The sequence below is a fragment of the Alteromonas sp. McT4-15 genome (assembly GCF_020515205.1).
In the GTDB taxonomy this organism is placed as follows: domain Bacteria; phylum Pseudomonadota; class Gammaproteobacteria; order Enterobacterales; family Alteromonadaceae; genus Alteromonas.
Window position 1 is genome coordinate 14,156 of the sequence record NZ_JAJALG010000039.1, and the last position, 20,668, is coordinate 34,823.

Sequence of the window (20,668 nt, forward strand, 5' to 3'; positions counted from 1 at the left end):
TGGTTTAAACCGAAAAGAATGCTTTAGTGTACGCATGGATACATTTTGTTGATTCAAGGTTTTAACAGGATACGCGTTAAACGATTGTTAAAAAACATGCATACGTATTCAAGAAACAAAAAAGCCACCTCAAATGAGGTGGCTGTGTCCGGGGAGAATGGACTTAGTCAAAACGTACTGTTACACCAGCAGTAACACGTCTACCCAACAAGTCGTAAAGTGGGTCGAATGTGTAACCTGGAGGCAGTTTGTTGAACGCGTTACGAAGACCAACATACATGTCTACGTTTTCGCTATACATATATTCAACACTGAAGTCGTGAGTCCAGATGCTTCCTACGAAACCTGGATCAGTATCTTCTGGAGAACCACCACCTGGTGAAACGTCAAACGTTGCTACACGGTCGATATAACGGCTAGTGTAGTTAAAGTTCCACTCATCAATACGGTAATCAACAATAGTACGGAACTGATACTCAGGGTCGCCAAGCTCACCTACTTCTACGTTGATTTCATCTGGACGGTCTTGGAATTCAAACACTTCAAGCTCATTCACTTTGTTACCTTGTAGGTTCAAGCGAATTTCACCTGGAAGGTCAAACTCTGTTAGTTCAGTTGTGTAACGGATTTGGAATTCCACACCCGCTGTATTGATTGCTGACGCGTTGATAAAGCCAGAACGAACTAGGTCGATATCAAAATCAGCACCACGGTCGATTTGCGCACAGAAGCCCGCATCTGGACCACCTGTCGCATCTACACAGTTATCGGCAATATCTTGCGCAGTAACTTCTGTGATTGCGTCTTCGATTTCAATGTCATAGAAATCGACAGTAACCGATAGATTTTCGATGAACTCAGGAGTCCACACTACGCCCACTGTTCTCGATTCACTTGTTTCAGAGAATAGGTCAGGGTTACCACCAGATAGAATCTCGATACTTACGTTATCGTTCGCTTCAAAACCTTCTGGAATACCCAACGCGGCACAGTTAGCGCGACGATCCGGATCATCATCGATGTTATCAGCATCACATGGATCGCTTACGCGAGCAAAACCAGGAGACAATGGCGAGAAAGCTTCGTCTACGTTAGGCGCACGTACTGCTTCGCCAACCGTACCACGAATTCTCAAGTCTTCAATTGGTGCCCACATGAAGCCTACTTGCCATGCATCTGCACTACCCGCGTGTGAATAGTCAGCAGCACGGTATGCAGCGTCAATTGATAACTCTTTTGCAAATGCTACATCAGCAAGTAGCGGTAGACGTAATTCAATGAAGAATTCTTCTACGTCGTAACCACCGAATGAATCAGGTGTCGCCGCGTTAGTGAAGAAACCTTGCTTAGTGAATTCATCGGTAGTTGTTACTACGTCTTCTTCACGGTATTCGTAACCCAATGCGATACCCACTGGACCACCAGGTAGCTCGAACCACTCTGTAGAGTCGAATGAAACAGTACCACCGAACATTTGTTGTGTGATTTCGTCTTCACGCTGAACATCACCAGATACGAAATCTACTGCTTCAGCACTCGCTTGACCAAAACCAAACGGGTTAAAAGGTACACAATTTTGACCGTTTACTGCTGCTGGATCCTCGTAACCTTCGCCCTGTGCATCAGGAACTTGACTACGACATGCAGCTTCACCTGTTGCTGGGTCGATTACAGAATCAAGCGCAGCTACAAAGTTAGTTGGGATCAAGTCGTTTAACGTACGACGTTTGTTAGAAACCTCACCACGGGTGTAGTACAAGTCGTAATCAAAGTCTGTTTCACTAAGTGTGAAGAAACCTTGGAAACCGCCAACAAAGCGCCATAGTTTACGGTCGTTCGATGCAGAACGGTTACCAATGTCGTCGAAGAAACGAGAGAAACCAACCACAGACTGACCACCGTCAAGAAGACGTGCACGTGTCACATCATCAAGGTAAGCGTTGTCTTCTACGTTGATTGAAACGTTACCAAAACGGAACGAAGGCTGGAATTGCTGCTCAATTTTCTTGTCTACGTATTTGATATCACCATAGAAGCGGATGTTATCAGTAATGTCGTAGCGGAAAGTACTTGCTAACGTCAATGTTTCTTGGTCAGGCACATAGTTACGATAGTCTTCACCAAAGAATACCGTGTCGTAGCGCTGGTCGAAATTACCAAATGCGAAGCTGTTTGTACCGATACGGTCTACTTGGTCAATTGGCGTACCGTCAGGCGTAAAGGTAATGCGCGGACCACCACCAAATGGGTTAATTACACCAAAGCCGTTGATCATTTCTGAACCAACATAGCGACGACGAAGACGGTCTGGAATACCATCATCTTCACCCGTGTTATCTGGGTTTACGATAGTGCCCCACGCTTCCGCTTGTTGAAGGTCAGGTTCCATTACTTCTGCGATGTTGTTCATTTCTGCGAAGAAGGTTACGTTACCACGGCCATCTTCAGTACTTGCACCAACTAATGCACTGTAGTTATTAGTGCGAGCACCTACATCTTCTAAATCTGCAGAACCGTCAAAGTTCAATTCAACGCCTTCGTAGTCATCGCGAAGAATTACGTTGATTACACCAGAAACAGCGTCAGAACCGTAGATCGCAGATGCACCACCTGTGATAACTTCAATACGCTCAATCATTGCAGCTGGGATTGAACCCGTATCAACTGCATTAGAGAATGGAGAACCTGCAACATGGCGCTTACCGTTAACTAGGGTCAGTGTACGGTTTTAACCAAGTGAACGTAGGTCAGGAGAACTCAAACCTGCATTGGCATTGCTGTTGTTGTTACCAATTAGCGTTGAGCCCGCTGCAATAGCAGGTAACTCAGCAAGAATACTACCTAGGTCAGGCGTACCAAAACGTTGGATTTCTTCTGCGCTTACAGAAACGATTGGTGCCGGAGTAGAAAGCTCTGATCTCTTAATACGAGAGCCAGTGACCTGAATTTTTTCTACCGCTTCTTCCTCGGATTCAGTTGGCTGTTGTGCCATTACCGGGAAAGCAAGAGTACCAACTAATCCGAAAAGCGTTGCATTTCGGACAGCTGTATTGACTAAGCTTTTATTAAACATGTGGTTTCCCTTTTATTATTTTTCGCTTACGAGTGTAAGCTAAGAAAAGATAACCCTATGTTTTTAAGCATTCAATCCCTTAACACTTTTTAATTCAATTAATTGCCAGCAAAGTGTAAAGAATTGTAAATTTGCCCCTTTATTTTCAGGACATTGCGCCTTTTATAATCAAAAAATAAATTTTTTGTAACAAAATCTAAAGACTACAAATTGTTGTTTTTACGCCCCTTATGCGGCTTTAGCAATCTTCAGTACGTTATTTCTTGCCGGCGCTTTTGGAACGCTGATAGTGTCGGCAACTTTTTGAAGCTCATTGTCTATTTCGCGATAGAAACCGTTTAAAGGCTTGGTCAGACTATCAACTAATTTTGACGCAGATATTCTGTAGGGAACTCGCTTTCCATTAAACTCAACTTCATCGCCAACAGACGTGAAGTTGATACCAAACGACCTTAGTCTTCTGGCCAATTTGGGCTCCATAAGAACATATGCATGCTTAATATCTAGTTTCAAGCAAAGGCTTAGCGCCATTAAATAAAGCGCAACAGAAAGATATGGCAGCTGCTCCATACTTGACGATTTTGTTCTGCCTCTCAGCTTTGAAGGAGTCTTGTTTAATTTAAAAACGCTAGTACGCAACTGACGTTCCCTAAATTCACGAGGTATCGCCAAGCGGGATATCTCGCATACACTGTCTGGCTCTAAATTAGAAGGTAGTAGTCCATCATCGTTGATGGCATCGCTACATTTTTCTTCAAGTGGTAATAACAATCCCTGCTCTGTGGGCAAAACCAACCGTATGGTACCCGCACATTCACCTGTCGGAAGATGTTTTATGTAGCAGTTAATTGCGCGGTCATCGAATTTGTCTTTTTCGATAGCTTGAGGGTTTTCTTGCTCAAACTTCATTTCTTCACAATAAACTTTATGACGCGTTTTGTAGCTCACTGCTTTATCAGCGCTATCGTTAGCTACCACCAACTCATATCGGCTGAAGAAAAACCGAGTAATTGCCTGATCTAACGATAACTTCTTTTTAAATGGTGAAAACCCAGATGGTAACTCTTTTAGTTTTTTAGACACGACACTATTTAGCACTTTGATAGCGCTTATTGTTCTATGCTTCAATGTAAGTTCCCCTGATTTAATTATTTTTAGGCGTTTGGGTAACTTCCTAGTCTGAATAACACCTTAGTTCGATTTAATTGTTGTTTTGTTATTGTTATCACGGCTACTTCTAATTAGCGCATCGCCCTTTTGAAAATCCGATTTACACAACCTATCGTACAGCAATACGTTCGCCGTAGCGGCTAAATTCATGCAGGAATATGTGGGTACATAAACTACATGATCACACCATTGCAGTATTTCTTCAGATATACTGCCATCTTCTGGTCCAAGCATATAGAACGCGTTGGCTGGGTGACTAAACTCAGGCAACGGTGTTGCACCCTCAACCAATTCAACTGCTACAACAGATGCTCCTTTCGGTATCACATCTTTCAAACTATCTACGCCAATTGTCGGTATTTTTTTATGAAACGCCTTTGTATCAGCGTTAAAGCCTTTAGCAAAACGATAACGTTGACCTGTATAAAATACACTGGCGACACCATAGCACCCTGCTGCACGAAGAATTGACGCCACATTAACCGGATTTTTAGGGTTAACTAAGCCTATTGATACTCTCTGATTCAAAATTTGCACGTAAATGAATGTATGCTTTTTGTAATGGTTAGCGATATTGCCATTTAATGACATCTGTATCTACCATTGCGGCAAGGTTTTATTGCTTTCCTTGCACTTTTTTAATATCGGATAGCAGTCAGATAGTTTTATTAACTTTTATAATTCAGCTTCAGGCTCTACGGACGTCTCTAGTCGAGCAACACAATAGCGGTGTTCGAACGCTAGTATTTTATTTATCGGCGCATTTACCAAAAGCACTGATTGCTAGGGAAGACACTTTGCAAAGAAAGGGCCAACGTTGTGTAAAATTTTTACGACATTGATGATGTTATGCCTTTTTTTACACGGGAGACGATAAGAAAGGCTAATGAGACAATATAAATCCATCAGATACAATAAGTTACAATCAAAACACTATTATCAATATCTCTTTATCCATAATATCCAAATAAAGACAAATCAGTTACACGTAACCATGATTTTAATTTATTCTGCATCTCCGATGTATATCAATGTCGTCAGAGGAATTAACCGTCTGCGATTTGAAACACTGCATGCACTTGAAATAATTGCATTTTTTAAATGACCAGTTCGATTAACTGTAAATAAATGTCGGTAAACGTGTTTTGTTGCCGTATCGCTACACCCGCAGTTACACCCATCACCACACACTACACTATGCACTTCTTTGAATCGACACCTGTTTAGAAAACTTGGTATATCGTCTGCCCATTCGTTTTCCTTGCGCATACCCTTTCAGTAGCTTTCTTTTGTTCATGGTGAGTCGCTTAACGTCAAACGCATCGTTTGGCGCAATTAACTTAATTTCACAATCTGCAGGCGGGTTAGTTATAAAGGAAAGGGTTTCATTGTATATATATGCACGCTTAAGCATTTTATCCAACAGTGCTGGTGTATTTGCGTACATCTTCTCTAGTAACCACGTAGATTTAAGTTCAGGCTTAGTAAATCCGTAAGGCTGCGAGAGAATAACGGTAATTTCTCTTGCCCCCATGTCGTAAGCCTTTTTGACAGGTATCGGATCTGCTACACCACCATCCACGTAGGCTATACCATTCACTAAAGAGGACTCTCGGTATGCTGTTGGAATAGCACAAGACGCTACCATGAGTTCGTCAACATTATCTGCTGCAGCGCGATAATATTCACATTCACCACTGGCTATATTGGTAACCCCCACAAATAGAGGGATGGTTTGCTGATCATTGATACTGGGTATCGAAAGTGCCTTTTTTGCGTAGTGCCACAACCAGTGCACATCCGTCATGTGGCCGCCTTTAATAAATCGCAAAGGGCTAAAAAATTCACGTTTCGTTGCAAACTGAGTAATGATTGTTTTACTCAGTCCTGGCATACGAGAAACATAAGTGGAGAGATTTGTAGCACCCGCTGAAACGCCGATCGCAAAATCAAAGTCATAGATTTCGTCTTCCATAAGCTTATCAAGTACACCCGCGGCAAAAATACCACGCATCGCCCCTCCCTCCACTACCAGTGCCTTTTTCATAACTTCTCCTTAAGTTTCTTTAATCTTACTGTCTCATTACATAATCAAATTACATACCAAAAAAAACCGCGGTAAAGACCGCGGTTTTTATAATCAGTATAAAGAGCACATATTACTGCTTGGTCACTGACAACATTGGAGAATTACCATCGGGGCCTGTTACCTTAAATTCATACAGGCCCGCTTCAGCGACTTCAAGCATCAAGTTATTGTTGCTAGCGCCTAATATCTTAGTTTCGCCAATGGTGACAACATTAGAGTCAGCATCATTTGGGTTACCTAAATTAACAGTCGACCAATCTTCTGAAGCAACTTTAAATTCAACACTTCCGGCACTAAGCTCCAGTTCAGCAGTATAAATACCGTCCCCCTGATAACTAAACCTATCTACAGCGCCCCAACCGTTCATGCCACCTCGAACATATACATCAGTGTCGCCCCAATAAGCTTCTTTAAATACGCCTATTGTTGGTGAATCAGGGTCATCAACATCGAAGACAAATACATAGCGGTCTTCTTCTTCAATAGTTAACACCATATTGTCATTAGTACGACCTAATGAAAGTGTTTGTCCTGGCACAATGTTTCGGTCTGCATCATCGTTTGAAAGTGCTCCAAAATTGACCGTGCTCCAGTCCTCTGACGCTACTTTAAACTCGTAAGTGCCCGGAGATAAAACACGCGCAAAGGTGTATATACGAGTACCTTGATACACAAACTCTTCGTCAGTGCCCCATCCATTCATTGCACCGCGAAGGAACACAGACGTACCAACATAGGGCTCTTCGTTTTCAATGGTTAAAATAGGCGCTTCATTATCTGATGCGTCTACTATAAACAAGTAGGTTGCACCAATGCTTGGTGTGAATGACAGGTTAGTATTGGTACGCGCTAACACTTTCTCTTCATTCTCAACGACCACTCCACTGTCGCCGTCAGCCGCACCAAAGTTAATGGTATCCCAGTTTTCAGATGCGAACTTAAATGCGTATGTGGTACTTGCTTCAAGTGTTACTGCAACTTGATAAATACCATTGCCGCGGTAGGTAAATGCATCGTCAGTCGACCAGCCATTCATGTCGCCGCGCAGATACGCAGTAGTATCACCATATGGCACAACATCTGGTGCACCTGATGTTGCAAATGCTGATAAGCCGTAACCTTGTGCACCAGTTTGAGGTTTAACAAAAACAGCTATAGTCATAGCAGGAACGGTAAAAATCCCGTTTCCGTCTTCGCCTTCAGTAAAGGAAGCGTTGCGAACAACTTCATCAACAGAACTCACCTGCATAGCGTGAAGCGTAAAACCTGTTGCAGTATTTACCGTGATGGATTTTTCTTCATAGCCAGTATTAACCAGAACCATTACTGCGTCATTCAGCATGTCTAAGTCTTCACGAGGTGTTTCTCCCTCTGAAGCTAAACCATCGTCAATGCTCATGGCTATCAGTCCACGCTGTTGGCGTGCGCCAATATTGTGAAACCCGATGCGGTCAATAATTTGTTCACTGCTGGTCAACCTGAAAAGCGGGCTAGACATACGTATAGCGAGCAATTCTGCAAAAACGTCTGAAGCAAACGTAATGTCTGCCATACTCGCTGCACGTTCTGGGTCGTAGATAAACTCTCCCATCTCAGCCCAACGACCTTCGTTGTCTTGTGCTAACGGGAGCCCTACATTCCAGTTATTGGTCTGGTAAGTAAAATCAACGTAGTTGAACCAGTCGCCAGAGTCGTACGTGTTGCGATCCATTGACTTAGAACGCAGCATGTCCCCCCCCATCTGTAAGAACGGGATACCTTGTGACACTAAGTTGATACCCATTGCAACGTTTTGCGCTCGAACGCGTTCTTGCAAGCTTATGTCTTGAGGTAAGGTATAATTGAGCTGATCCCACAAGGTTTCATTATCATGCTTGGATACATAATTAATAATATCAGCGGGGTCATCGGCGTAGCCGCCAAGATTACTCGTTGCACCGGCACTCCCTGCTGAAGTTTCTAGCACGTAGTCTTTTAGTGTGCCAATCATTCCCATTTTTACGCGGTCTTGGTCGTAAAGCAGTGAATCAGATTCAGGGTTAAAGATATTGCCTTGACGAATTGCTTCACGAATGCGGTCGTTAAACGTCCCAATTTCAGTGCCAGCCATGTTTAGCTGATTAGCTTGCTCGTAACCACGATCAATCTTCGTCCAGCCTTCGCCATAGAAATAATTATCTTCATCAAGCATTTGTACAGCGTCGCGTAAGCGAATCATCGTATCTTTTGTTGCTTGGCTCATGATGTCGAACCTGAAGGCGTCATACTTGTAATGCTCAGTCCAGATAAGCAGCGAATCTTCCATGAACTTTTCCATCATGATGTTGCGCGGCTCTGTATCGTCACAGCAGGTCTCTCTTACAATAGCACCTGTGTCTGTTTCATAGCGGTGATAATACCCAGGTACTACTTTATCTAATACCGACTTTGAAAATACACCCGACGCATTAGTATGGTTGTATACGACATCTAGTGCGACACGAAGACCCATTTCGTGCAAAGCTTGAATCATTGCTCTCATTTCGATGATTCTTTCAACCCCTTCCGCGCTCGATGCGTAACTTCCCTCTGGCGCATTGAAATGGTGAGGATCGTAACCCCAGTTGAACGTATCTACACCGCGAAGATCATTGGTTAACGCCTGTGCTTTCGCAGCTTGTGCTAATGGGTCGTAAGAATTGTAAACATCAATAAGTAACGTAGAGGCATTTTCTTCTTCACAAACAGCGGCACTACTATTTAATCGACAAAGCGCACCAACGGTATCGTACAAGTCTATGGTATTACTTGGGCTTTCATCGATGGTCGCAATGTCATTAGCAGGCAATATGTGGAAGTAATTGAGACCCGCATCAACAAGTTTCTGAAGATGCGCTACAGGTGCCGTCCCCTCTTCTGTAAACGCTAAATATTTACCGCGATTTGCCTCGCTTGTTGACATATCTCTTACGCTGAAATCGCGAATGTGTCCTTCATAAATAACAGCATCTTCTGGGTTTTCGATAGTGGGTATATCGTGCGTGTCCCACCCTTCAGGCTTTAAGTCCTCATCAGCAAGATTGACAAATCGTGAAAAACGGCCATTGGTACTTAGCGAAACTGAATAAGGGTCAGTAACTAAAAGCGTTTCAATGTTTCCGGTAACCGGGTGATAAACGGTTATCTCATAGCGATAGAGCTGTCTATCAAGGGACATGTCCCCGTCATAACGCCATACACCTGAAGCATCATCTCGCGTCATTTCAAGACGCTCGGTTAGACTTTTACTTGCGTTATACAACAACAAGTCAACGTTTGATGCTGTGGGCGCCCATAGTGCTACAGTAATACCACTGTCAGTATAAATCGCGCCAAACATGGCTTCATCGGCGTCGTTGTCACCACTTGTATACAATGCATCTAATGCATTCGCTACCTGTATTCCAGTGGCCGCCACAAGGGTACCCTCTGCGTCATAACCGCCAACAACGGCTTGCGTAGTCAATACTGTCTTCGCATCATCTGTTGACCAGTCACCTTGCCAGGCAGTCATTGCACTTAAATGCGGCGCCCTCGCTGCTTGAGCTTCACTCAAACTCGTTTCAACAAGCTCTATTGATGTGCCATTGATACCATCATCGAGCGACGTTTCTAGATCGGCTTGTGCGGAATAGTGAAGTTTAACTTCCACCACTGACTCAGGAACGTCCCATAAAATCGTATTGCTGTCTAACCAATGTGCACCAAAACCCTCGATATCGACTGCTTGTGGACCCAATGAAAGAATGGGAAATTCAAAGACAGTGGGCTCGCCTGACAACGTGAAGTTCATGCGCGTAAAGGTCTCATCGTCCTGTATTAATGAACCTTTAAAGTCACCACCGCCCATCTCTTTGCCCGCATCATCAGTACCTTTATGAATAATAAAGTTATGACAATCACCGTACCCGTCTTTTAAGTCTAGTACCCAGTAAGCGCCATAGTTCGGATCAACGCCTGTATGCACACGACCATTCGCCCAGTCGGTATCTGGGTCAGCATAAGCATCACAGGTATCATTATTCCAGGTGTGTAGACGCCATCCTTCATAGGCTGGGTCACCAGTTGAATTATCTGCATCAACTGATGCACGGTTATAATATAAAACCGCTTGGTTGTCTGATGGTGTAAAAACAGGGGCTGGCAGGGCTGGGTCTGCACCCACTACACACGCATCATTCGTTTCATTAGGTACGGTTGGTGCATCACACTGAATGGGTGGTGGTGGAACACAAGCCGTACCCGACTCATTTGGTACATTAGGTACATCACAGGTAAGCAGTTCGTTAGTTCCAGACTCAACGCCAGAACCACCACAACCTGCTAGTGTTAAACCGCCTACTACGAGAAAGGCTGCCTGCCAAAGTCTCATTTTAGTAAACATAGTATTCTCCAGACTAAAACTGCTAAATTCGGTACATTCGCCATTGCGCTTTGTTCTTAAGGTAAGATTTTTCATAATTGATATGTCATCCCTAAGAAGTATTGCGTGCCGAAGTATTGAATGGTGCCGGTCTGCTCTGGCGACGAGAAATAGCTTTTGGTTGGCTCATCAGTCAGGTTATTAACTTGAAACAGTACACTCCAATTATCGTTAATTTCGTAAGACGCCTGATAATCGATAACTAACTCAGAATCGAAATTAACCACTTGGTCATTAACCGCAACTTGTTGAGATACAAAAGCATCGCGATAGCGGCTAGAGACTCGGGTCTCAAACCCTTCGTACTCCCAAAAAACGGTGAGAGTGGCCACGTTTTCCGACAAGCCAGGTAAGTTAGCGGCGTAAACACCATTACCCAGCGTTCGCTGTATTTCACTCTCTGTATAGGAATAGCTTGCGCTAACACCTAATCCGGAGAGCATGCCTGGCAACATGCTATATATTTGAGTATACGCAATTTCTAAACCGCGAATATAGCCGCCCTCAGCATTGTTAACAGCGGTACTGTAGCTTCCATTTTCCGTTGGTACAGTAACGAAAATTGGATCGCCATTTTCATCCCTTGCTAACTCAGCTTCTTGTCCTGAGAACTCAGGCGTTAGAAATACAGGCACTTGAACAGAGTCAGGCGTAACAATGCCATTTGCTTCAAAATCGTAAGGGTCAATTTCAATGTCTTCTACAAAGGACTCAATGTCTTTGTAAAAACCAGCAATAACCAAAGCACCTTCTGTTTCTGAAAAGTAGTATTCCCATGAGACGTCATACTGCGTCGCGTAAAACGGCTCTAGATAAGGGCTATTCCTGGCACTTCCGTTTACTCTTGCGGTAGGTGTTGAAAGCGTAATTTCGCCAGAGTCTCTATGTTGAAATGCTGTTACCACTTCAACATTTGTTGATGCATTCGCCGCAAAGCGATTTATTGGCGCACGCCCCATGACCTTTGCCGCCGCCACACGAAGTTGTGTGTCATCGGTCAATTTGAAGTTTAAGTTTATTGATGGCAAAACGTCGTTGTATTCGTGACTGATGACCGTCGGGCGATAAAAATTGTTGATAAGTCCAACTTCATCAGCAATGTTTTGAGCACCTGCAGTTGGGTCACTAAGCTCGACTGTAACGCCTGACTCGGGGTCAGTAATGAGTTGAGTAGCACGCTGTAATGTCGTAGAACTTTGTTTGCTCTTAACATAACGAACACCAATATTACCTGTAATAGGGAGATCGCCAATTTCAGTATTAATATTGGCCATCAAATAGGCTGAATTAACCGTTTCAAATACATCGCCACTTTCTTGAAGTGTCCATGCTGTCGCGGGCCCAGTACCAGGACCATTTATTACACCAGCGGCACCAGGCCCCCATGTTTGAACCGGCATAGGTCGGCCATCGGGAAACCACGCATTTAAAGCACTGTTTAGATCGATAGATAAATAGCTTGGGAAGTACGCAAAATCGCCTGACCAGTCGATTTGTTCCACCATGTCTTCTGTGAGTCTAAGTGGAGGCTGGCTAACTGAAAACGCGCTATCGTTTCCGTACTCAAAAACAGAACGGTCATTGTTGTACTCTCTATCAGAGTAGCGATAACCAAACTCAAAACCCGAAATAATAGGTGTATCAACGTAGTATTGAAAATCTACGCGATAGGCATCTAATTCATCTTTGTTTTCATAAGGGTAAATACCGTATTTACTCACCATTACACGGTCTAGGTCAGTAAAGGCAGCCATTTGGTTGAAACCAAGATCAGGCAGGTCCAAGCCATTTAATAGATAAGAGATTTGTACATTCTCATCAAATACAGGGTTGGCTGCGTTGGCATCGTCTCCAACTAAAGACCAAAGAAGGCCATTGCGAAAGTCACTCTCTGCGCTAGAACGTGAAACATCAAACTGAACAGCCAAATCAGGCGTAATTTCCCAGTGCGCATTAACACCAACATTCGTTACGCTGTCGAAGTCTTGGTTGTCATCGTTTACGAGTTCAACGCGGGTAAAGCTGTTATCCGTACGCGAGAACGTACCACCTATTACGCTGTTGTTAACAACAACAGGGTTAGTGATACCTGCGTTAATTCCTCCGAGCTTTACGCGGAAACCACGTGCAAATGCTTCAGAGTCAAATTTAGATATAAAGGCATCGGCTTTAAGTGTGAAGGTCTCTATAGGTGCCCATTCAAACGCCGCAACATAACCATCACGGGTCTCTTCACCGCCTTTATGCTGCATTTCGAAACCTTCAGAAATGTACTCACACTCAGGGCAAGAATCAGGACCTTGAACATCACCTTCAACGCCATCAACATCAACTAAGCCGTTATACGCTAAGCCAATGAACTGCGTTGACACACTTGGTTGAAACAAACGCGCGTAGCCAAGGGAAACACCTAGTGTGTCGTCGAGGAACTTACCTTGGTATGAAAAACTGATTCGATGGCCATATTCTTTGGCATCACTAATCTCTGACGCCCTGTCATTGTACATTCCGCGTACATTGGCACTAAACTTGTGCTGCTCTTCAATAGCAAGTGGCGATGCCGTTCTTAACTCAACGGTACCCGCGATACCACCTTCAATAAGTGACGCTTTGGGTGATTTATACACCGCAGCCTCGCTTATTAATTCAGAAGGATACTGGTCAAACTCTATGGCACGACTGCCACTGGTTGATACCTGCTCCCGCCCATTTAGCGTAGAGAACACAAAGTCTCCTGACAAACCACGAATATTAATTTGCGCAGCTTGTCCGCCAGTCCGTACGGCTGATATGCCTGGTAGCCTAGTGAGTGCGTCGGCCATCGACACATCTGGTAACCCACCTAGGTCATCGGCGGATATCTGTTCAGAGACCGTATCTGAAAAGCGTTTTTGATTTAACGACTGAATTAAGCTCGTACTGAAACCTCTTACTTCAATACGTTCAACCGGGTCTTGTTCGATATTGTCAACTTCTACTTCGTCGACGGTTATCTCGGGAGATTCTTGCGCATACAGCGAGAATGGTGCGAACGCCACTCCACTACTGACAAGCGCTGCCATGATAGTGCTGGGTTTGAATGTTTTCATTGGTGTCCCACTTTTTGTTTATTATCAACACTTTCAGGAATACCACACCCAAAAATGTCACTTTTGTTTCACACCAAATAGTACAGTTTTGTACAAAAAGAGAGCAACGCACTGCATACGTATTCATTAACAATTTATAAACATACATATAACAAAATGCCGTTTTGAATTTGATAACGAGGAGGTTAATTAGGTATGCGGGAAACCTGACGAGAAGAACGTTAGCAATGTTAAAACCATTTGCGTTGCTAAGAGAAAAGCCAGCGTATTCATATCGTTGAATACGCTGTATAAAATAGCCTAGAAATGCACGATCACCGTTTTAGTACATCTTCATGTGCTTTAAAATTGAGGGCACATCCTTGAACAAACTGTGCGACATTTTGCTCGGTATAAAGATCCCCCTTCCCCGGTTGATTTGCCGCTAGCGCGGGAAATGCACCATAGCCTGCTAACAAGCAGTGCCAAGAAACAGAATCCCAGTGCATTCCTATGTTTTGGCGCTTTATCTCTTCGCTAAGATCTTCCCTATTAAACCAACATTGCAGTATTTTCATCAGTGATGGCGACAAGTTAGTATTGTTTCTATTATCGCGCCAATACTCACTATCATCGCGAGTATTTAATTTGTAGTGCGCTACAATATAATCGCGCACCCGGTCAAAGCGCTCTTTAGCGAAGGTATTGAAATCATGCTGCTGCGCATTAGTGAACTGCCCTTTTTCATAGAGATCAGCAAAGTGTTCAATACAAATTTGTACAAGATGTAGCGCTGTTGCCTCCAATGGCTCAATAAAACCTTGAGATAGCCCCAATGCAAGACAATTCCTATACCAATGCTTTTCAACCTGACCCACTTTCATTTTTAGATGTCTGGCATCAACATCTGAGTTGGTAAGCCCTAAGAATTGGCGAAGTTCCACTTCCGCTTCATCACTGCTGCAGTGTGCGGAGCTATACACATACCCGTTACCAGTACGGCTTTGAAGTGGTATTGTCCAGCACCAACCATTGCGAAGTGCTGTAGATTGTGTTTCTACAGATATCGTTGACTGAACGTCGGTAGGAAGAACAACCGCAGAATCATTAAACAAATTATCGCTGTAGCTATTAAAGCGTACGCCTAGGGTTTGCTGCAAAAGCATTGAAGAGAACCCGGTGCAGTCTATAAAAAAGTCGCCTTCAATATTGCCCTTGTCAGTGATAAGTTGCTGGATATCACCGTTTCCGTGTAATACAACATCAGTGATGTTTGCACTAACGTGGTTAACGTTTCGACTTACGGCAACATCGCGCAGATAACTACCCAGTAGTGCACTATCAAAATGATAGCCATACTCCATTCTGAAAGGAAAATTATCGGGGGTAAGTGGCGCTTTGTTTTGCTGGGCCAGCACACCGTTTATTAAGAAGTCTTCTCCCTTAACGTGCGTGTCTAAACCTAATCTGCGCGTACGACAATTTACTTCAAACGCCCGTTGCGTAAAGGTATCGGTTTGTGAAATGAACGGATGACGATAACTGTCTACCCCTGAGGCAGGGCTCCAATCGTTAAATTGAATACTGACCTTATAAGTAGCGTTGCAACGCCCCATCCAGTCGCTCTCGTGAATACCTAGTTCGTGAAAAAAGCGCTTAAGTGTAGGTGTTGAGCCCTCACCTACACCAATGATGCCAATATCAGGCGATTCAACTAACGTTACTTTTACTACGTCACTTTGCCATTTGTGCGCAAAGTAGTTCGCCGCCATCCATCCAGCAGTACCACCGCCGGCAATCACAATGTGCTTTGGTTTATCCATAACGTGTTAATTACCGCAATACTGCTTTAAGAAGTCATCATGACTGGAAATTTTGCCAATGGGTTCATTTTTAATGCGTTTTATATTGTGCATTAAGTCTAGTATTTTTTGCTCAGATAGCGACTTGGCCAACGGATGATAGTCGCGCTGCGTTACACCTTGGCCCATCAACACCTGCAACCACGAACTTTCCAGAAACAAATCATTTTGCTCTCTGAATAAATTGCCCGATTCTCTAAACAGTTCCATTTTATGAGTTAAACTTTCAGGCACATCCATTTCTCTTAGATCTTTCCAGAAATGTGAATCATCACGTTCATTCACATGATAATGAAGAATAATGAAGTCGCGGATCTGTTCAAACTCAAGTTGTGATTGCTTGTTGTACTCGTCAACTTGTTTTTGCTTGATGCCTTCATGAGGAAATAAATGAATCAACCTTACCACCGCAGACTGTATAAGGTGAATACTGGTGGATTCTAATGGTTCTAGAAAACCACTAGATAGCCCTACTGCAATCACATTTTTATTCCACTGCTTGCGTCTTCGCCCGGTTCTAAATTTGATGAAATTTGGTTCAGCTAACGGTTTTGTATCTAAATTAGAAGCAAGGATATCGAGCGCCTGATCATCGGAATAATAATTGCTGCTATACACTAACCCATTGCCATTGCGGTGTTGCAAAGGAATACGCCATTGCCAACCCGCAGAATGCGCTATTGAACGCGTATACGGCAATGTGTTTTCTAAACGCTCAGAGGGCATAGCAACAGCGCGATCACACGGTAGCCAATGGGACCAATCTTCATACCCCGTATTCAATGTTTGCTGTGTTAACAAGCCTTTAAAGCCCGAACAATCTATAAACAAATCGCCTTTTATTTCGCGGCCATCGCTTAGTGTTACACCGCTAATGAAACCATCTTCTGGATTTTGCTGAACACTGGTGATCATACCTTCTGTGCGCACCACGCCCATTTCTTCACACTTTTTTCGTAGAAAACGTGCATAAAGCGATGCATCAAAATGATAGGCATAAGGCATTTCAATGATTGGATCGGGTGATTTGATATGCGCAAACTTGCCAGCCTGACAAGCTAAATAATTAAGGTCATAATCCCAAATGGAATCTTTTACACCTAATTCTTGAGCGCGTTTAAAGTAATGATGAAAATGGCAAAACGCGTAGCTTTTTCCCGGCGCACCGAAGGTATGAAAGTAACTTTCTCCATCTACCCGCCAATTTTCAAACTTAATGGCAAGCTTCATGGTAGCGTTGGTTTCACGAATGAACTCTTTTTCGTCGAGGCCTAACACATTGTTGAGGGTAATGATGGGAGGAATAGTTGCTTCACCTACCCCTACTGTACCAATCTCTTCAGACTCTATAAGGTTTACATTTACGCCCTGACCAATAAGTCGCTTAATTACCGCTGCTGAAATCCATCCAGCAGTGCCACCACCAACGATTACTACATTTTTTACCGCTTTGTTTTTCATATTTTTGTCATCACTTTATACGGCTGACTTACTACACTTAGATAACATGACCTGAATTGCTATACAACAAAAAAGCCCCAATACGTTTCACTGTCTTGGGGCTTTAATACTACATAATGTTTACTAGTGTTTCTGTTACAACATTCTTAAACTAACGCTTGATTTCATCAAGCCGAAAGCATTTATTAGAATGTGTAGTTGAAACCTAGAAGGAAGTTACGTCCGTACGTTTCGTATTGCGTGATCTGACGACCGTCGCCAGGGTTCGCTTGAATTGTAGGCTCATCAGTTAGGTTTTGGCCTTGAAGGGTAACGCGAAGGCCTTTAAGCGCTTCAATACCCGACTCATCAAAATCGTAACCAATTTGTGCGTCAACTTGCTTCACACCCAAATCTTGAATTTGAGCAAGTGAAAGACTCACTGCGCGCGTTTCAGTAGCGAATGCATCACGTTTAGTACCTGAAATACGGAATTCAAAACCGTTGCTTTCATAGAAAGCAGTTAGTGAGTACGTCTCTTCAGACAGACCTGGTACTGCATCGCCATTATCTAGTTGACCATCAAGGAACGTTGCACTTGCGAACATACCAAAGCCTTCTAGCGACTCGTGAATCATGTCAAATGGTAGGCTACCTTGAAGCTCCCAACCACGCACGAAACCTTCAAGACCGTCTTCACGGAAGCTTACAATACCGTTAAACGTTGCCGGCGGTACGATGTCGTTAGCATCTAGTACATCATCACCGTTGATGTCGGTTTGACCTGAAGTCTGGTGGAATCCTTCAATGTAAGAATCAGTGAAGTCGCCCACTGTTTGACCTGCTACGTGCCAGTTAGTTAAATCTTTGTAGAAGAAGCTAACGGCAAAGTAACCAGAATCTGCGAAATAGTTTTCGTAAGCAATATCAAACTGGTTGGCTTCTAGCGGCTTAAGACGCGCGTTACCAGAGCTTGCTGACCAAGGGCCATTTGCAATATCGCTAGAAATGATTTGCTGGTCGTTGAACGTAAAGCTGACTGTATTGTTTGGACGCATATCATCCATACGCGGGCGGCTAATTACTTTACCTAATGCAGTACGAATAAACTGGTTTTCAGCAATTTCAAAGCTTAAATTAAGTGTTGGTAGTACGTCAGTATATGAATCACCATCAGTGATTGGCGTTACTGCGGTAAAACCAGTAGGTCCAGTCGTGGTGTTAAAACCAGAGCCAGTCTGATCAACATTAACTACTTGAAGACCAAGGTTACCAAATACTAAAACGTCACCAATTTCTGTCTCGATATCTAACTTAGCATAAGCCGTTAAAATGTCTTCTGCGATAGTATACGAGTCACCGAAACGACCGTTTTCAAATAACTCAGCTGGCGTTTCAATATAATAGCCACTTTGATATAGACCAAGACCATCGTAAGCAATTACACCGTCAATGCCTATGAAGCTTAAATCAGCAGTACCAATTGGATTTGGTACTAATTCTTGGTCAGGCCAAGAAGGTGCGGTCAGGAATGCACCGTTGTTGTCTTTAGATTTTTCACGTTCTTGATAGTTAACACCAGCAGTTAGTTTAGTGAAGATACCCCACTCAACAAAACCTTCTAGGTCTAAACGAATGGCATCTAGTGACTCGTCGAAAATAGGTTCGTTAACGAAACCGTCTTGGGCTGTGTCAGGACCAAAACCTTCTACGCCTTGGAAACGCTCAACAGGGCTCAATGACCCCCCCCAAGCTTGAGGACCAGCAAGGAAAATAGCATTAGGATCACCAAGATCAACGCTATCTAGCGAAGGATGATCGCTATAGACCACACCAGTAGACGTCATTGTCCAAGCGCGCGGCGTAAGTGGACGACCGTCTACACCAGCTCGGCCAACACCTGAATAACTTTCGATATCAGTAATTGTCTTATCAACTTCACCCGTCGACACATCTAACGTCGCTGTCCAGTTGTCGTTGATTACATATTCAACATTAAGACCGAAAGTGGTCAATTCTGCTTTTTGTTGACGAGAATCGTTACGAATTACTGATAAGAAACCATCATAGTAACCGGAAGTTACAAGACCATCCTCTACACCAGTAATTGTGTAGGCACCAGTACCCCATTCTGCGCCACCTTCTTCAACACCACGACGAACGTCGTTTTCTTCGAAGTCGATGTACAAAGCGTCAAATTGAACTTTAAGATTATCAGATGGTGCATATTCAATAACACCAGCAATCGACGTACGCTCCAGCATTGCAGAACGTGTAAATGAGTCATGACCACCAAGCACTACAGTACCATCTGGTACTTCAACCGTGTCTTGACCATCGAATCGACGAGGGTTCCAAAGAGGATTGCCGTTATCATCGAGAGTCCCCTCAGGGGTCGTGTTCACGTTAGCATAACCCCAACCGCGGAAATGTTGAGCCTGACGAGGCGATTCCATATCAGCAATCGCTAGCGCTACACCAATCTTGTCATCAGCAAACTGATCAACATAGTTAAATGAAAGGCGGTGACCATTATTATCGAAGTCAGGGTTGCCTGAGTCTTCTTGGTTCTTTTCGTATGAACCGTTAATTGCAACGGTTTTCTGGGCACTTAGTGGGCTTACCGTTTGAATGTCAACAGTACCACCGATGCCTTGAGTCATAAGACCCGCTTCAGGCGTTTTATAAACTAGAATGTTAGAAACAATTTCCGTTGGATAAAGGTCAAACTCAACCCCACGGTTATCGCCCATACCTAATAATTCGCGACCATTTAGTGTTGTGCCAACGTAGTTTTCATTGAAACCACGAACTGAAAGACCACTAGTACGGCCGTTACGACGCTCACCGGCTAGACCAGGAAGACGAGCAATTGACTCGGCGATACTTGTATCTGGTAACTTACCGATGTCTTCTGCAGAAAGCGCTTCAACGATAGACGTGTTGTCCATTTTGATCGCCTGGGCGCGTTGTAAGCTGCCACGAATACCACTAACTTGAATAACTTCAAGGTTTTCTTCATCAACTGCATCAGTATTAGCTTCTTGTGCAAAAGCAGGTGTAGAAGCAAGTGCTACACCGCCTGAAATAAGCGCAGCTTTAATTAAGTTGGGTTTAAATTGTTTCATAAAACGGGTGTCCCATACGGTTATAGTTGTTGTCTTTTTGTTGTTCTTATGACAATTAAATGACAATACATCTCGTCGGGATAATGCTATAGAGGACCTACCTTTTGCACAATTGCCTGCATACGTATTCAATAAAATTTATGCAACACGGAATTAACAAAGCATTTTTACACTTTAATGTAATTTAACAACGAATACTGAGTAAAATAGCGGGGTTTACAGGAATTTGCTGTAATTTTGTTACAAAAATACTTAATTGATTGTTAACGAAAACACACAAAAAAGCCCGCTTAAAGCGGTAATGCCGATCAGTTAAGAATTTAATGATCGGTTGACCGATCTTTTCAAGGCTTCAAAATCCGGTATCAGGTAACTGATATCGGATTTTTTTATGGAC

At 43.4% G+C, this 20,668-nt stretch carries 10 protein-coding genes; all 10 read right to left on the bottom strand.

Features of this window, described 5'->3' with window-relative positions; all coding sequences use genetic code 11:
- Positions 1–163 precede the first annotated feature (163 nt).
- The gene (locus tag LHL20_RS18355; protein ID WP_319003249.1) at positions 164–2,719 is read right to left on the bottom strand and encodes a TonB-dependent receptor domain-containing protein; all 2,556 of its coding nucleotides are present in this window, start codon (positions 2,717–2,719) and stop codon (positions 164–166) included.
- A gap of 9 nt (positions 2,720–2,728) precedes the next feature.
- The gene (locus tag LHL20_RS21205; protein WP_319003248.1) at positions 2,729–3,073 is read right to left on the bottom strand and encodes a hypothetical protein; all 345 of its coding nucleotides are present in this window, start codon (positions 3,071–3,073) and stop codon (positions 2,729–2,731) included.
- Between the two features lie 228 nt (positions 3,074–3,301).
- Positions 3,302–4,201 (bottom strand): PEP-CTERM/exosortase system-associated acyltransferase, encoded by a 900-nt coding sequence (locus LHL20_RS18360; RefSeq protein ID WP_226434315.1) that lies wholly within the window; start codon positions 4,199–4,201, stop codon positions 3,302–3,304.
- Positions 4,202–4,264: 63 nt separating this feature from the next.
- Positions 4,265–4,780, bottom strand: a complete 516-nt coding sequence (locus tag LHL20_RS18365) for an RNA methyltransferase (RefSeq protein WP_226434323.1) — start codon at positions 4,778–4,780, stop codon at positions 4,265–4,267.
- A gap of 658 nt (positions 4,781–5,438) precedes the next feature.
- A complete protein-coding gene (locus tag LHL20_RS18370; RefSeq protein ID WP_226434316.1) occupies positions 5,439–6,290 on the bottom strand; it encodes a patatin-like phospholipase family protein in 852 nt (283 codons plus the stop codon).
- A 112-nt stretch (positions 6,291–6,402) separates the two neighbouring features.
- Positions 6,403–10,734 (bottom strand): alpha-1,6-glucosidase domain-containing protein, encoded by a 4,332-nt coding sequence (locus LHL20_RS18375; RefSeq protein ID WP_226434317.1) that lies wholly within the window; start codon positions 10,732–10,734, stop codon positions 6,403–6,405.
- Positions 10,735–10,805: 71 nt separating this feature from the next.
- Complete coding sequence (locus LHL20_RS18380; protein WP_226434318.1) at positions 10,806–13,862, bottom strand: TonB-dependent receptor; 3,057 nt, start codon at positions 13,860–13,862, stop codon at positions 10,806–10,808.
- A 314-nt stretch (positions 13,863–14,176) separates the two neighbouring features.
- Positions 14,177–15,664, bottom strand: coding sequence for a tryptophan halogenase family protein (locus LHL20_RS18385; RefSeq protein WP_226434319.1), 1,488 nt, complete (start codon positions 15,662–15,664; stop codon positions 14,177–14,179).
- 6 nt (positions 15,665–15,670) lie between these two features.
- A complete protein-coding gene (locus LHL20_RS18390; protein ID WP_226434320.1) occupies positions 15,671–17,164 on the bottom strand; it encodes a tryptophan halogenase family protein in 1,494 nt (497 codons plus the stop codon).
- A 185-nt stretch (positions 17,165–17,349) separates the two neighbouring features.
- The gene (locus LHL20_RS18395; RefSeq protein ID WP_226434321.1) at positions 17,350–20,271 is read right to left on the bottom strand and encodes a TonB-dependent receptor; all 2,922 of its coding nucleotides are present in this window, start codon (positions 20,269–20,271) and stop codon (positions 17,350–17,352) included.
- Positions 20,272–20,668 lie beyond the last annotated feature (397 nt).

What these genes read in the sequence shown, in the direction of transcription:
- LHL20_RS21205 (WP_319003248.1), bottom strand. Translation starts at nt 3,073, where the DNA reads ATGTTTAATAAAAGCTTAGTCAATACAGCTGTCCGAAATGCAACGCTT.
- LHL20_RS18370 (WP_226434316.1), bottom strand. Translation starts at nt 6,290, where the DNA reads ATGAAAAAGGCACTGGTAGTGGAGGGAGGGGCGATGCGTGGTATTTTT.
- LHL20_RS18375 (WP_226434317.1), bottom strand. Translation starts at nt 10,734, where the DNA reads ATGTTTACTAAAATGAGACTTTGGCAGGCAGCCTTTCTCGTAGTAGGC.
- LHL20_RS18380 (WP_226434318.1), bottom strand. Translation starts at nt 13,862, where the DNA reads ATGAAAACATTCAAACCCAGCACTATCATGGCAGCGCTTGTCAGTAGT.
- LHL20_RS18385 (WP_226434319.1), bottom strand. Translation starts at nt 15,664, where the DNA reads ATGGATAAACCAAAGCACATTGTGATTGCCGGCGGTGGTACTGCTGGA.
- LHL20_RS18390 (WP_226434320.1), bottom strand. Translation starts at nt 17,164, where the DNA reads ATGAAAAACAAAGCGGTAAAAAATGTAGTAATCGTTGGTGGTGGCACT.
- LHL20_RS18395 (WP_226434321.1), bottom strand. Translation starts at nt 20,271, where the DNA reads ATGAAACAATTTAAACCCAACTTAATTAAAGCTGCGCTTATTTCAGGC.